We start from the raw sequence: 13,529 nt of genomic DNA, 5'->3' as shown, positions 1-13,529 counted from the left end.
GCCGTTGGCGCGCCCCTTCGGGTCCGGGTTCGCCTGCGGCGCCCCGGAATGACGGTGTGGTGTCGGCTGTGTCCAGGCCGGAAACCCGCGCCGCCGCTCAGCCCACGAATTCGGCCGAGGCATACCCCTGCAGGTAGAGCAGGGCCGTGAGGTCGCCGTGGTCGATGCGCACCTGCGCGGCGGCCGCCACCTTGGGCTTGGCCCGGAAGGCGACGCCGAGGCCGGCTTCGCTGAGCATGTCGAGGTCGTTGGCGCCGTCGCCCACCGCCAGGGTTTCGGCGGCGTCGAGGCCGAGGCGGCCGCGCAGGGCGATCAGGGTCGCGCGCTTGGTCTCCTTGTCGACGATCGGCTCGATGACCTCGCCGGTGAGGTGGCCGTCACGGACACCGAGGGTGGTGGCGTGGGCCTCGTCGAAGCCGATCCGGGCCGAGACCGGGCCGGTGAACAGGGTGAAGCCCCCCGAGATCAGGCAGGTATGGGTGCCGTGCGCCTTCATGGTCTGGACCAGCGTGCGCCCGCCCGGCGTCAGGGTGATGCGCTCGGCGATCAGCGCGTCGATCTTCTCCACCGGCACGTCGCGCAGCAGGGCGACCCGCTCGCGCAGGGCCGGGCCGAAGGCGATCTCGCCCCGCATCGCCCGCTCGGTGATGGCGGCGACATGGTCCTTCAGCCCGATCGTGTCGGCGAGTTCGTCGATGCATTCCTGCTCGATCATGGTCGAGTCCATGTCGGCCAGGAACAGGCGCTTGCGCCGGTGCGGGCCAGCGCTCAGCACCGCGACGTCGATCGGCTCGGAGGCGAGCGCCGCGCGCAGGCGGCGCGCCAGGGCCGGCGCATCCGCCTCGGCGCCCGGCACCAGGACTTCCGCGGCGACCTCGCCGTGCAGGATGCGGGGCTGGTGCTCCGTGCGCATCACCGCCCGGGTCTCGGCCAGGACCGCATCGGTGATGGCGGGGCGGCTCTCGTTTGCTATCAGGATCGCGACGAGGGTCATCCGGGAGTTTTCCACGCCAGTGCCGCCGGTCACGCAACGCGCCCAAGCGCACACCCTGCCGGCGGCGATCCTCATCGCAGGGCCGACCGCCTCGGGCAAGTCGGGTCTGGCGCTGGCGCTGGCGCGCGCGCTCGGCGGCGTGGTGGTCAACACCGACTCGATGCAGGTCTATGCCGACCTGCGCCGGCTCTCCGCCCGGCCGAGCGCGGACGAGGAGGGCCTGGCGCCCCACCGCCTCTACGGCCATGTCGACGGGGCGGTGAACTACTCGGCCGGGCACTTCGCCCGCGAGGCCGCGCCGCTGATCGGCGCGCTTCGCGAGGCGGGCCGCCTGCCGATCTTCGTCGGCGGCACCGGCCTGTATTTCCGGGCGCTGGAGGAGGGCCTGTCGGAGCTGCCGCCGGTGCCGGACGCCGTCCGCGCGGCCCTGCGGGCGCGGGCCGAGGGCCGGGCGACGGAGGACCTCCACGCCGATCTGGCCGAACGCGACCCCGCCGGGGCGGAGGCCCTGCGCCCGAGCGACCGGGCGCGGGTGATGCGCGCCCTTGAGGTGCTCGACGCCACCGGCCGGCCGATCGCGGACTTCCAGGGCGCGCGCACGCCCGGGCCGCTCGCCGGCCTGCCGCTCCTGAAGCTGTTCCTGGCGCCCGAGCGCGAGGCCCTGCGCCGGGCCATCGACGCCCGCTTCGAGGCGATGATCGCGCACGGGGCGCTCGGCGAGGTCGAGGCCCTGCGCGACCGGCGCCTCGACCCGCTGCTGCCGATCATGCGCGCCCACGGGGTGCCGGGCCTGATCGCCCATCTCGACGGGACGCTCACCCGGGCGGAGGCGATCCGGCGCGGGCAGGGCGACACCCGGCGCTACGCCAAGCGCCAGTTCACCTGGTTCCGACACCAGATGGGGCCGGACTGGCTCTGGACGCCGCCCGAGGAAGCCCTGGAGCGCGTACACACGCGCCTCGGATTTGAAGGCGGGTGAGTTTCGTTCTCTTATAGGCGGGGTCACCGCACAGGATGACGCAGTGCCAGAGTCGGACGCTGATGGAGCCGCACCCGCCGCGATCCCCGCCCGAAAAACCCCAACCCGTCATCCCGGGGCGCCGAAGGCGAGCCCGGACCCGAAGGGGCGCGCCGGAGGCGTGCAATCCAGAGCCGCCGACGGCGTTAGGTTTGGAACCTCCTGCGCGTCTGGATCCCGGGTTCCGCTGCGCGGCCCCGGGATGACTCGGTGCTGCGTGTGGGTTTCCGGCACGATCGCAGCCGGCACCACACCATCAGGGCTACTTCTCCAGGCGGGCGATGAGGGACGAGGTGTCCCAGCGGTTGCCGCCCAGGCCCTGCACGTCGGCGTAGAACTGGTCGACGAGGGCGGTGACGGGGAGCTGGGCGCCGTTGCGCCGGGCCTCGGCCAGGAGGATGCCGAGATCCTTGCGCATCCAGTCCACCGCGAAGCCGAAGTCGAACTTGCCCGCGTTCATGGTCTTGCCGCGGTTCTCCATCTGCCAGGAGCCGGCGGCGCCCTTCGAGATCACCTCCAGCACGGCCTCGACGTCGAGATGAGCCCGCTTGGCGAAGTGCACCGCCTCGGACAGGCCCTGGACCAGGCCCGCGATGGCGATCTGGTTGACCATCTTGGTGAGCTGGCCGGAGCCGGTCGGGCCCATCAGGCGGCTGGCGCGGGCAAAGCACAGGATGGCGGGCTCGACCGCCGCGTAGGTCTCGGCCTCGCCGCCGCACATCACGGTGAGCGCCGCGTTCTCGGCGCCGGCCTGACCGCCGGAGACGGGGGCGTCGATGAAGCCGAGGCCGGCGGCCCGGGCGGCGTCGGCGAGCTCGCGGGCGACCTCGGCCGAGGCGGTGGTGTGGTCGACGAAGATCGCGCCCTTGTCCATGCCCGCGAAGGCGCCGTCCGCGCCGAGGGTGACGCTGCGGAGATCCTCATCGTTGCCCACGCAGGCGAAGACGATGGCCTGGCCCTTGGCGGCCTCGCGCGGGGTGGCCGCGAAGGCGCCGCCATGCGCGGCGACCCAGGCCTCCGCCTTGGCGGTGGTGCGGTTGTAGACCGTGACCGCGTGACCCTTGGCGGCGAGGTGGCGGGCCATCGGGCCGCCCATCACGCCAAGGCCCAGAAACGCAACCTTCGCCATCGTCATCTCCGCTCGTATCCTGAATACGAGCGGGGTCTAGGAGCGATGCTTGCGGGGGTCAAACCGAGGCGGGGACTTATCCGCCGGTGACGCTCATGTGGCGCGGCACGGCGGCCGGGCGGGCGCGCTCGATGACGAAGTCGTGGCCCTTGGGCTTGCGCGCGATGGCGTCGATCACCGCCTGGGTCACCAGGGCGTCGTCGGGGGAGGCGCGCAGGGCCGCGCGGAGATCGGCGGCGTCCTCCTGGCCGAGGCACATGTAGAGCTTGCCGGTGCAGGTCAGGCGCACCCGGTTGCAGCTCTCGCAGAAATTATGGGTGAGCGGCGTGATGAAGCCGAGGCGGCCGCCGGTCTCGGCGATGCGCACGTAGCGGGCCGGGCCGCCGGTGCGGTCGGGCAGGGGGGTCATGGTGTAGCGCTGCTCGAGCCGGGCGCGGGCGACCGAGAGGGGCAGGAACTGGTCGGTGCGGTCGCCCTCGATCTCGCCGAGCGGCATCACCTCGATCAGCGTCATGTCCATGCCGTCGCCGTGGGCCCAGGCGATCATGTCGGCGATCTCGTCCTCGTTGACGCCCTTGAGTGCCACGGCGTTGATCTTGACCTTGATGCCGGCCTTCCGCGCCGTCTCGATGCCGTCGAGCACGACCTTGAGGTCGCCCCGGCGGGTCACCGCGCGGAACTTGTCCGGGTCGAGGGTGTCGAGGGAGACGTTGACGCGGCGCACGCCGAGTTCGGCGAGCTCGGGCGCGAAGCGGCCGAGCTGGGTGCCGTTGGTGGTCATCGTCAGCTCTTCGAGGGCGCCCGTGTCGAGGTGGCGGGACAGGCGCCGGAACAGGTGCATGATGTCGCGTCGGACCAGCGGTTCGCCGCCGGTGATGCGCAGCTTGCGCACGCCGCGCTGGATGAACACGGCGCAGAGCCGGTCCAGTTCTTCCAGGGACAGCAGGTCGCGCTTGGGCAGGAACTGCATGTCGTCGGACATGCAGTACACGCAACGCAGGTCGCAGCGATCGGTCACGGAGATGCGCAGGTAGGTAATCGCCCGCTGGAACGGGTCGATCAGCGGCGCCGGAGCGACCGTGGCGGCATCGTCGGTGGCGCGGGGACCCCACATGCGGGTTTCTGTGCTCTGTTGGGGTGAGGAAACGTTGGCGCGGTCGCGTGACGAACCTAACATGGCACGTCATATGAGGTCTCGCACCGCCGCGGGCAAGTTTGCGTACCGCCGCGGGGAAGTTTGCGTCGGTCGCAGGGGCCGTGCAAGGCAATCCTCCCGTGATCGACGCGGTGGATGCCGCCGGAAGGACGTCACCATGACTCAGCAGGCTGTCGATCCGCACGCGGCCCCGGCCGCTCCCGAGCGCTGGCCCACCGAGATCCGTCTCTCGGGCGACAAGCGCACCCTCAACGTCGCCTTCGAGGATGGCGGCCGCTTCGCCCTGCCGGCGGAGTATCTCCGGGTCTCAAGCCCCTCGGCCGAGGTCCAGGGCCACTCGCCCTCCGAGCGCAAGGTCGTCGGCGGCAAGCGCGACGTGGCGATCCTCAAGGTCGAGCCGATCGGCAACTACGCCGTCAAGCTGACCTTCGACGACATGCACGATACCGGCCTGTACGGCTGGGGCTACCTCTACGACCTCGGGCGCGAGTACCGGAACCGCTGGGCCACCTACCTGTCCGAGCTGGAGGACCGGGGCCTGAGCCGCGATCCGGTGCGCCGGAGTGCGAAGCCGGCCGCCCCGCCAAGCGATACGGGCGGAAGCTGCGGCAGCGGCTGCGGCTGCCACTGATCTTGCTTTTCGTACGGCGTCCGACTGCTTCGTTCGAGGGTTGGCGCGGGTCCCCTCTCCTTCCAGGAGAGGGAGCAGCGCGTGACTCCGAGGATCCAGGCGATCAACCGGACCATGTCTTTGTATGGTCCTTCTTGGGGTCCTTCAGACCGGTGAAATCTCAGCTCGGTGCCCGCCTCCACGACACCGGAAGGCATAAGAGCGAAGCTTGACGGCAGAGGCCCGAGTCGAGAATCCGTTGTTCGAGACGCTTGCACACGAGAGCCTGCCCGACATGACGCCTTCGACCAGCCCGGCGACCAGTCGGCGCGTCCTCGCGCTCGCCCTGCCGATGACGCTCGCCAACGTGACGACGCCGCTCCTCGGCTTCGTCGGGGCCACCGTGATCGGCCGGCTCGGCGACGCCGCGCTCCTCGGGGCGATGGCGCTGGGCGCGGTGATCTTCGACGCGATCTTCTGGTCGTTCGGCTCGCTGCGCATGGCCACGGCCGGGCTCACCGCCCAGGCGGTGGGTGCGCACGACGCGGCGGAGGTCGACCGGACGCTGGCCCGCGCCCTGGCGGCGGCGCTGATCGTCGGGCTGGTCATCGTGGTGCTGCAGGGCCCGATCGGCCGGGCCGCCTTCTCCCTGAGCGGCGCAAGCCCGGCCGTGATCGCCGCGCTGGCGGCCTATTTCCACATCCGCATCTTCGCCGCCCCCTTCACCCTGGCCAACTACGCCATCCTCGGCTCGGTGCTGGGGCGCGGGCGCACCGATCTCGGGCTGATCCTGCAGGTCGCCATCAACCTCACCAACATCGTCCTCACCCTCGTCTTCGTCCTCGGGGCGGACATGAGCGTCGCCGGCGCCGGGCTCGCCACCCTGATCGCGGAGGCGGCCGGCGCAGGCCTCGGCCTGGTCCTGCTGGCGCGGCTCGGCTCGCGGCCCTTCGCGGTGCCCTTCCGGGTGGTGCGCGATCCCCTGGCGCTCGCCCGGATGCTCAGCGTCAACGCCGACGTGATGATCCGGACCCTGCTGCTCGTCGGCTGCATCACCCTGTTCTCGGCGCTCGGCGCCCGCTCGGGCGACGTGGTGCTGGCAGCCAACGCCGTCCTGTGGAATCTCTTCATGATCGGCGGCTTCTTCCTCGACGGCTTCGCCACCGCCGCCGAGACCCTGTGCGGGCAGGCGGTGGGCGCCCGGGACGAGGCCCGTTTCCGCCGCGCCGCGCGCTTGAGCCTGATCTGGTGCCTGGCCTTCGGCGGCGCCATCGCGGGCGGGTTCCTCGTCGCCGGCAACGCCTTCATCGACGCGGTGACGACGAGCCCGGAGGTGCGCGCCATGGCCCGGCTCTACCTGCTGCCGGCGGCGCTCGCCCCGCTGATGGCGGCCGTGCCCTTCGCCTTCGACGGCATCTATATCGGCGCCACCTGGACGCGGGCGATGCGCAACCTGATGCTCGTCGCGACCGCGCTCTACGGCGTCGCCCTCTTTTCCGCCCATGCGGCGGGCCTCGGCAACGGGGGCCTGTGGCTCTCGTTCCTGATTCTGCTGGCCGGCCGCGGGATCAGCCAGGCGCTGGCCTATCCCGGCCTCACGCGCCGGACCTTCGCCCCGGCGGGCGAGATTTCGCTGGACAAGCGGACCGGCGCATACACGCCCGCGTGAGATGGAACCGGACGTCGAGGCGGTTCGATACCGACGGGCCTGGGCGTTTCCTCGCGTTCGACAAGGCAAAGGGCCGGACAATAAGAAAGATCTACTTGCCGGCCCAGGTAGATCCTCAGTTTGGAATTGTTCTCATTCAGAAACGTGACGAAAAAGCCTCTTTGCTTGTTTAATCGTCTGGTCTACGCGCTAGCCACGATGCGCAAGAATCTCCGCTCCTCCCTCGCCCTGGCCCTCCTGCTCACCGGCGCCGTCTCCTTCGGGAGCGCGGCCCAGGCGAAGGAGACGCCGATCGGGCCGCCGACCATCCAGAACGGGCTGGAGATCGCAGCCGTCTACCTGCAGCCGATCGAGATGGACCCGCCCGACATGATGCGCGCGGCGGCCGCGTCCGACATCCACCTGGAGGCCGACATCCGGGCCACCAAGGAGAACCGCAACGGCTTCGCCGAGGGCGACTGGGTGCCGGCCCTCTCGGTCAGCTTCGAGATCACCAAGCTCGAAGGCGAGGCCGCCACCGGCCCGAAGGTCACCGGCGGGCTGATGCCGATGGTCGCCAATGACGGCCCGCATTACGGCGACAACGTCAAGCTCTCGGGCCCCGGGCGCTACCGCCTGAAGCTCACGGTCGCGCCCCCCGGGGCCCACGGGCATTTCGGCCGCCACGTCGACAAGGAGACCGGCGTCGCCGAGTGGTTCAAGCCCTTCGACGTGATCCAGGACTTCACCTTCGCGGGCATCGGCAAGAAGGGGGCCTACTGAGCCCATGGCCGTTCTCCGCCGCCTCCTGCCCGCCGCCGCCCTCGCGGCCGCCCTCGCCGCGACCGGGACGCCCGCCCGCGCCGAGGAACTGCCGGTCATCAAGGTCGAGATGAAGGACGGGACCATCGTCCCGAACGTCATCGAGGTGCCGGCCAACACCCGCTTCAAGCTCGAGATCACCAACACCGGCACCAGCCCGGTGGAGTTCGAGAGCGTGGAGCTGAAGCGCGAGAAGGCGCTCGCCGCGGGCGCGACCTCCTCCATCGTCTTCCGCACCGTCGATCCGGGCACCTACGACGTGTTCGACGACTTCCACCCCAACTCCAAGGCCACCCTGGTGGCGAAGTGAAGCGGTCTCGATAACCCTGGCGAAACCCACCGGAATGGCAGTCTCGACGTCCATCAAGCCGCAAGACGTCCGCCCGCCGCGCGACGGCCGGGACGCCTGGATCGACGCGAAGCTCGCGGATCTCGGGCAGTGGATGCAGCGACACGGCGGCACGATCCGCACCATCCAGTGGGGCGTGGTCGCCGTCTACCTCGTGCTGGTCGCGGTGCCGGCCTTCCTGCCGCTGCCCGACCGCAGCGCGCACCTGTGGAACAACCTGACCGTCTTCGCCCAGTTCGCCTTCTGGGGGATCTGGTGGCCCTTCGTGCTGGTCAGCATGGTGGTCGTCGGCCGGGCCTGGTGCGGCATCCTCTGCCCCGAGGGCGCGCTCACCGAGTTCGCCAGCCGCTGGAGCCTCGGCCGCGCCGTGCCGAGCTGGATCACCTGGGGCGGCTGGCCCTTCATCGCCTTCGCCGGCACCACGGTCTACGGCCAGATGGTCAGCGTCTACGGCTACCCGAAGCCCGTGCTGGCGGTGCTCGGCGGCTCCACCGTGGCGGCGATCATCGTCGGGCTGCTCTACGGCCGCAACAAGCGGGTCTGGTGCCGCTACCTCTGCCCCGTCAACGGCGTCTTCGCGGTGCTCGCCAAGCTCGCGCCGGTGAGCTTCCAGGTCGATCACGCCGCCTGGGCGGCCTCGCCCAAGCCCCGCGGGGCCACCGCGTCCAAGCCCCGCGGGGCCACCGCGTCCAAGCCGCGCGGGGACGCCTTCAACTGCGCGCCGCTGGTGCCGGTGAAGACCATGAACGGTGCGGGCGCCTGCCACATGTGCGGGCGCTGCTCGGGCTATCGCGGCGCCGTGCGCCTCGCCCGGCGCTCGCCCACCCACGAGATCGTCCACGTCGCCGGCACCGAGCCGAGCCTCGACCAGACCATGCTGATCCTGTTCGGCATGATGGGCCTCGCCGTCGGCGCGTTCCAGTGGTCGTCGAGCCCCTGGTTCATCGACGTCAAGCAGGCCCTGGCCACCTGGCTGATCGAGCGCGGCACCACCTGGCCCCTCGAGACCACGCTGCCCTGGTACATCCTGACGAACTACCCCGAGCACAACGACGTGCTCAGCCTCCTCGATGGCGGGCTGCTGCTGGGCTACATCGCGACCGCCGCGATCGTGCTCGGCCTCTCGCTCTCGGGCCTCGTGGCCCTGGCGACCCTGTCGCTCGGCTGGTCGCGGGCGCGCTTCCACCACCTCACCCAGACGCTGATCCCGGTGGCGGGCTGCGGCGTCTTCCTCGGCCTCTCGGCGCTGACCGTCACCTTCCTGCGCGGCGACGGCATCCTCATCCCCTACGTCTCGGAGATGCGGGCCGCGCTGCTGCTGGGCACCAGCCTGTGGAGCGTCTGGCTCGCCTGGTCGGTGGCCGGGCTCTCGGCGCGCGGCCTGCGCCGCGCGGGCGCGACCCTCGGCATCGCCGCCGCCTGCGCCCTCTCGGTCTCGGGCTGGGTGCTGTTGTTCTGGATCTGGTAGGGCGCGCCGCGAACCCGGCCGCGCCCGCGAACGTGAAAAGGGAATCCTCCGCATGATCGGAGCCTTCGTCATCGCCTTCCGCGAAGTCATCGAGGCGGGCCTCATCATTGGCATCGTGCTGGCCGCCACCCGCGGCATCGCCGGGCGCGGCCGCTGGATCGGCCTCGGCGTCCTCGGCGGCCTCGCCGGGGCCGCCCTGGTGGCTTTGTTCGCCGAGAAGATCTCCGACGCCTTCGAGGGGGCGGGCCAGGAGATCCTCAACGCCGGCGTGCTGATCGTCGCCGTGCTGATGCTGATCTGGCACAACACCTGGATGGCCAAGCACGGGCGCGAGCTCGCGGGCGAACTGCGCGCCGCCGGCGAGGCGGTGCGCACGGGCCAGAGCACGGCCGCGGGCCTCGCCCTGGTGGTCGGCGCCGCGATCCTGCGCGAGGGCGCCGAACTCGTGCTGTTCCTCTACGGCCTCGTCGCCTCAGGCACCTCCGGGCCGGACATCCAGTTCGGCGCCCTGGCCGGCGTCGCCGTCGGCGCGGCCACCTCCTCGGTGAGCTATTTCGGCCTCGCGGCGATCCCGACCCGCTACGTCTTCTCGGTGACGAGCGGGCTCATCGTCCTGCTGGCGGCGGGCCTCGCCGCCCAGGCCGCGCAGTTCCTGACCAATGCGGGCCTGATCACCGTGCTCGACCGGCCGCTCTGGAACACCTCCGCAATCCTGCGGGAGGACAGTCTGATCGGCCGCGTGCTCCACGCCCTCGTGGGCTACACCGACCGGCCCAGCGCCATGCAGGTGCTGGTCTATCTCGGCACCATCCTGGTCATGGTCGCGCTGATGCAGGTCTCGTCCGCCGGCAAGCGTCGGCAGCTCCGCACGGCCTGAGCCCATGCACGTCAGCCACGCCCCCGATGCGTCGGCCGCCCCGGCCATCGACTTCGACGCTTTCCTGGCGGTGGACATCCGGGTCGGCACGGTGGTGTCGGCCGAGCCCTTCCCGGAGGCGCGCAAGCCCGCCCTGAAGCTCGTCATCGATTTCGGGCCGGCGATCGGCACCAAGCGCTCCAGCGCGCAGATCACCGAGCATTACCGGGCCGAGGACCTGCCGGGCCGGCAGGTCGCCGCCGTGGTGAACTTCCCCCCGCGCCAGATCGGCAAGTTCCTGTCTGAGGTGCTGACCCTCGGATTCGCCGACGCCAACGGCGCCGTGGTGCTGTTCCGTCCCGACCAGGCGGTGCCGGACGGCAGCCGCCTGTTCTGAGGGTGACCCGAGCCGCGGGGACGCTTGCCGACGGAACGGTTTTTCGCCATCCCTGTCCGCATGAGCGACCTCGGACAGGACGATTCCGGCATCGAGTGGGACGACGGGTTCGCCCATCAATTGCTGGGCGCGACCCTCTTCGTCGGCGTCACCTATCTCGATCACGACGGAACCCTGATCCGGCGCGAGCAGGTCTTCGGCCGGGTCGAGATGGTCGATCCCGAGGCCGGCATCACCATCCGGCCCTTCGACGGCGCGGCCCCCTTCACGATGGTGCCGATCCTCGAGGCCATCGAGCCGGCCGATCCCGGTTCGTACCAGCTCTCGCCCGAGGACCCGGTGGTCGAGAACCCCGACTACACGGTGATCTTCAGCCTCACGGCGCCGCTCCGCCATTAGGAGCGTCCCGCTCAGCGGCGCAGAGGGGCGGCCTTGGTCCATTCGGCCAGCCGCGCGGCGAGCGCCGGACCCTCGCCGGACAGGACCACGATCTTGAGCCGGGCCGTCTCGCCGGAGACGATCCGCACGTCGGACCGGCGCAGCTTCAGGGCCTTGGCCAGATAGGCGATCAGCGCCGCGTTGGCGGCGCCCTCGACGGGCGGCGCGGCCACCCGCACCTGCAGGGCGACGCGCCCCTCGGCATCCGCCACCAGACCGTCCAGCCCGTCGCGATTCGCCCGCGGCGTCAGCCGCAGCGCGAGGCGGACGCCCTCCGGGATCACCTGATAGGGCTCGCTCATCCGTCTCCGATCCGGGACCGCGCCCGATCCCTCCGCGCCCCCGGCGGGGCCCGCGGCTGCGCCTTCCGGTTCGCGTGCATTGCAACAGAATCGCTGGAATGCCACGGCATTCCGGTCGTCGCGGGGTGTCCGCGCGGGCGTGTTGCACTAAGCTTCAGCGAAAACCACGGGAACGCGATATGTCCGACCTCCGCTTGCGCCGCAGCGTGCTCTATATGCCCGGTTCGAACCAAAGGGCTCTCGACAAGGCGAAGACCCTGGCGGCCGATTCGCTGATCCTCGACCTGGAGGACGCGGTGGCGCCCGACGCCAAGGAGATCGCCCGCGAGCAGGTCTGCGCCGCCGTGAAGGGCGGCGGCTACGGCGAGCGCGAGATCATCATCCGCGTCAACGCCCCCCAGACCCCCTGGGGCGAGGCCGACCTGAAGGCGGCGATCCAGGCCCGCCCCGACGCGATCCTGATGCCGAAGGTGTCTTCGCCGGCCGTGCTGGAGAGCATCGCCAATCACCTCGAAGCCCTCGACGCTCCCGAGAGCATCGCCGTCTGGGCGATGATCGAGACCCCGGCGGCGATCCTGAACATCCAGGAGATCGCCAAGGCGCAGCGCGACCGGCGCACCCGCCTGACCTGCTTCGTGCTGGGCACCAACGATCTGGCCAAGGACACCTGGGCCCAGCTCGTGCCCGGCCGCGTGCCGATGCTGCCCTGGATGATGTTCACCCTCGCCGCCGCCCGGGCCGAGGGCCTGACCATCCTCGACGGCGTCTGGAACGACATCGAGGACGTGGCGGGCTGCCGGGCCGAATGCCAGCAGGCCCGCGACCTCGGCTTCGACGGCAAGACCCTGATCCACCCCAACCAGCTCGAGCCGGCCAACACCTGCTTCGCCCCCTCCGACGAGGAGGTCCGCCGCGCCCGCCTGGTCATCGAGGCCTTCGACCGCGAGGAGAACGCCAAGCGCGGCGCGATCAAGATCGAGGGCCGCATGTACGAGCGCCAGCACATCGGCATGGCCCGCCGGGCGGTGAACTGGCGCGAGGCGATCGCCGCCAAGGGGTATTGAGAGCGGGGCCGACGCCGGCGGGAACACCGCCCGGCGTCGCTGCTTGTCCCGGCTGAAGCCCGGCGTGTCTGCGCGCCCGGCGCCCTCCAGGACACAGCCGACCGCATGAGCCCGATCCTCGAACCCTTCACCCTGGGCGACCTCACCCTGAAGAACCGCGTCGTGATGGCGCCGCTGACCCGGAGCCGCTCCTCCACCGAGGGCGTGCCGCCGGACTTCGCGGTGGATTACTACGCCCAGCGCGCCAATGCCGGCCTCATCATCAGCGAGGCCACCAACATCTCGCCCCAGGCGGTCGGCTACGCCTACACCCCCGGCATCTGGAGCGAGGCGCAGGTCGAGGCCTGGAAGCCGGTCACCGCCGGGGTCCACGCCAATGGCGGGCTGATCTTCCTGCAGCTCTGGCACACCGGCCGGATCTCGCATCCCGACGTGCAGCCGGACGGGCAATTGCCGGTGGCACCCTCGGCGCTCAAACCCGAAGGCACGGCCTTCACCGAAACCGGCATGCAGCCGCACGTGACGCCGCGGGCGCTGGAGACGGACGAGATCCCGGGCATCGTCGAGGATTACCGCCGGGCCGCCGAGAACGCCAAGCGCGCCGGCTTCGACGGGGTCGAGATCCACTCGGCCAACAACTACCTGCTCGAGCAGTTCGTGCGCGATTCCACCAACCACCGCACCGACCAGTATGGCGGCTCGATCGAGAACCGCCTGCGCTTTCCGCTGGCCGTGGTGAAGGCGGTCACCGAGGTCTGGGGCGGCGGCCACCGCGTCGGCATCCGCCTGTCGCCGGCCACCACCGAGCCCGGCAAGACCCCCCTCGACAGCGACCCGAAGGCGACCTTCGGCGCCTACGTGGACGCCCTCAACGCCTTCGGCCTGCTCTACGTCCACACCATCGAGGGCGTCACGCAGCAGACCCGCGACGTGCCGGACTCGGTCGATTTCGGCCAGATCCGCAAGCGCTTCAAGGGCGCCTATATCGGCAACAACCAGTACACCCTGGAGCTTGCCGAGAAGGACCTCGCCGAGGGCCGCGCCGACCTGTTCAGCTTCGGCCGCCCCTACATCGCCAACCCGGACCTGGTGCAGCGCCTGGAGACCGGCGCGCCGCTGGCCGAGGCCCCGAAGCCGTACTGGTACGGCGGCGGCGCCAACGGCTACTCGGACTGGCCGGGCATGAACGGCCCGGTGGCGATCAAGCGCTGAACGGGAAGCACGGAGCACGGGGTGTCGTGTGCCACCCTCCCCCCTCTGCGGGGGAGGGTGCCTGCG

General features: G+C 70.9%; 15 protein-coding genes. 11 read left to right on the top strand and 4 right to left on the bottom strand.

Annotated features, from left to right (window positions below):
• Positions 1–97: 97 nt before the first annotated feature.
• Complete coding sequence (gene serB / locus ACXJY8_RS15105) at positions 98–994, bottom strand: phosphoserine phosphatase SerB (RefSeq protein WP_463770228.1); 897 nt, start codon at positions 992–994, stop codon at positions 98–100.
• A gap of 19 nt (positions 995–1,013) precedes the next feature.
• Here serB and miaA point away from each other — a divergent pair, with 19 nt between their 5' ends.
• Positions 1,014–1,973: a tRNA (adenosine(37)-N6)-dimethylallyltransferase MiaA gene (miaA, locus tag ACXJY8_RS15100; protein WP_463770226.1), complete on the top strand. Its 960-nt coding sequence runs from the start codon at positions 1,014–1,016 to the stop codon at positions 1,971–1,973.
• 301 nt (positions 1,974–2,274) lie between these two features.
• Here the strand turns inward: miaA and ACXJY8_RS15095 are convergent, their stop codons facing one another.
• Both ACXJY8_RS15095 and moaA read right to left on the bottom strand, forming a co-directional pair.
• Positions 2,275–3,141 (bottom strand): NAD(P)-dependent oxidoreductase, encoded by an 867-nt coding sequence (locus ACXJY8_RS15095; protein WP_463770224.1) that lies wholly within the window; start codon positions 3,139–3,141, stop codon positions 2,275–2,277.
• A 76-nt stretch (positions 3,142–3,217) separates the two neighbouring features.
• Complete coding sequence (gene moaA, locus ACXJY8_RS15090; protein WP_463770222.1) at positions 3,218–4,255, bottom strand: GTP 3',8-cyclase MoaA; 1,038 nt, start codon at positions 4,253–4,255, stop codon at positions 3,218–3,220.
• 199 nt (positions 4,256–4,454) lie between these two features.
• Between moaA and ACXJY8_RS15085 the strand changes: the two genes are divergently transcribed.
• The 8 genes from ACXJY8_RS15085 (at position 4,455) to ACXJY8_RS15050 (ending at position 10,846) form a co-directional block, all read left to right on the top strand.
• Complete coding sequence (locus ACXJY8_RS15085) at positions 4,455–4,928, top strand: gamma-butyrobetaine hydroxylase family protein (protein WP_463770220.1); 474 nt, start codon at positions 4,455–4,457, stop codon at positions 4,926–4,928.
• 274 nt (positions 4,929–5,202) lie between these two features.
• A complete protein-coding gene (locus ACXJY8_RS15080) occupies positions 5,203–6,576 on the top strand; it encodes an MATE family efflux transporter (protein ID WP_463770218.1) in 1,374 nt (457 codons plus the stop codon).
• Between the two features lie 198 nt (positions 6,577–6,774).
• On the top strand, positions 6,775–7,338 hold the full coding sequence (locus tag ACXJY8_RS15075) for an iron transporter (protein ID WP_463770216.1): 564 nt from the start codon (positions 6,775–6,777) through the stop codon (positions 7,336–7,338).
• 4 nt (positions 7,339–7,342) lie between these two features.
• On the top strand, positions 7,343–7,687 hold the full coding sequence (locus ACXJY8_RS15070; protein WP_463770214.1) for a cupredoxin domain-containing protein: 345 nt from the start codon (positions 7,343–7,345) through the stop codon (positions 7,685–7,687).
• A gap of 34 nt (positions 7,688–7,721) precedes the next feature.
• The gene (locus ACXJY8_RS15065) at positions 7,722–9,194 is read left to right on the top strand and encodes a 4Fe-4S binding protein (protein ID WP_463770212.1); all 1,473 of its coding nucleotides are present in this window, start codon (positions 7,722–7,724) and stop codon (positions 9,192–9,194) included.
• Between the two features lie 52 nt (positions 9,195–9,246).
• The gene (locus ACXJY8_RS15060) at positions 9,247–10,071 is read left to right on the top strand and encodes an FTR1 family iron permease (protein ID WP_463770210.1); all 825 of its coding nucleotides are present in this window, start codon (positions 9,247–9,249) and stop codon (positions 10,069–10,071) included.
• A 4-nt stretch (positions 10,072–10,075) separates the two neighbouring features.
• Complete coding sequence (locus tag ACXJY8_RS15055; RefSeq protein WP_463770208.1) at positions 10,076–10,447, top strand: tRNA-binding protein; 372 nt, start codon at positions 10,076–10,078, stop codon at positions 10,445–10,447.
• 60 nt (positions 10,448–10,507) lie between these two features.
• A complete protein-coding gene (locus tag ACXJY8_RS15050; protein WP_463770206.1) occupies positions 10,508–10,846 on the top strand; it encodes a hypothetical protein in 339 nt (112 codons plus the stop codon).
• An 11-nt stretch (positions 10,847–10,857) separates the two neighbouring features.
• On the opposite strand, the gene ACXJY8_RS15045 is transcribed toward ACXJY8_RS15050, so the two are convergent.
• Positions 10,858–11,187 (bottom strand): DUF167 domain-containing protein, encoded by a 330-nt coding sequence (locus ACXJY8_RS15045; RefSeq protein ID WP_463770204.1) that lies wholly within the window; start codon positions 11,185–11,187, stop codon positions 10,858–10,860.
• A 179-nt stretch (positions 11,188–11,366) separates the two neighbouring features.
• On the opposite strand from ACXJY8_RS15045, the gene ACXJY8_RS15040 reads away from it, so the two are divergent.
• Positions 11,367–12,251, top strand: a complete 885-nt coding sequence (locus ACXJY8_RS15040) for an HpcH/HpaI aldolase/citrate lyase family protein (RefSeq protein WP_463770202.1) — start codon at positions 11,367–11,369, stop codon at positions 12,249–12,251.
• Between the two features lie 105 nt (positions 12,252–12,356).
• Positions 12,357–13,463 (top strand): alkene reductase, encoded by a 1,107-nt coding sequence (locus tag ACXJY8_RS15035; RefSeq protein ID WP_463770200.1) that lies wholly within the window; start codon positions 12,357–12,359, stop codon positions 13,461–13,463.
• Positions 13,464–13,529 lie beyond the last annotated feature (66 nt).

The organism is Methylobacterium sp. TK31 (assembly GCF_055361545.1).
The sequence above is the reverse complement of the archived record's forward strand: the minus strand, read 5'-3'. Positions and strand labels throughout refer to the sequence as shown.